Source organism: Streptococcus sp. UMB0029 (assembly GCF_002871495.1).
Classification (GTDB): domain Bacteria; phylum Bacillota; class Bacilli; order Lactobacillales; family Streptococcaceae; genus Streptococcus.
This window is the reverse complement of record NZ_PNGD01000035.1, coordinates 1-524: the sequence shown is the minus strand read 5'-3', so window position 1 is coordinate 524 and position 524 is coordinate 1. Positions and strand designations below refer to the sequence as shown.

Here is a 524-nt window from a genome sequence, read left to right as displayed (position 1 = left end):
AATCATAATACAAGTACAGATAATGCTGTTGCTGTAGCCAGAGCGCAGGGACGCTATACAACGGATGATGGTTATATCTTTAATGCATCTGATATCATTGAGGACACAGGTGATGCCTATATCGTTCCTCATGGCAATCACTTCCACTATATTCCTAAGAGTGATTTGTCTGCCAGTGAGTTAGCTGCTGCCCAAGCCTTCCTATCTGGAAAAGGTGGCCAATTAAGTACCGTTGAATACCGTTCAAGCAGGGGAGAAACAAGATCTAGTGTGAGAACGAGTCAATCTGAGGCTCCTCAAGATTCTGCAACAACTCCTGAGAGTCAAAATGAGGATTTGGATAGTCTCCTTCAAGAATTGTATGCCTTGCCACTTAGCCAACGTCATGTGGAATCTGATGGATTAGTATTTGACCCAGCACAGATTACAAAACGTACTGCAAATGGTGTGGCAGTGCCTCACGGGGATCATTTCCATTTCATTCCTTATTCGCAAATGTCTGCCTTGGAAGAAAAATTGGCTCG

General features: G+C 43.7%; 1 protein-coding gene. It reads left to right on the top strand.

Annotated elements, in window-relative coordinates; all coding sequences use genetic code 11:
- A partial coding sequence (locus CJ239_RS11510) for a pneumococcal-type histidine triad protein (protein ID WP_142367016.1) occupies positions 1–524 on the top strand: 524 nt, incomplete at both ends.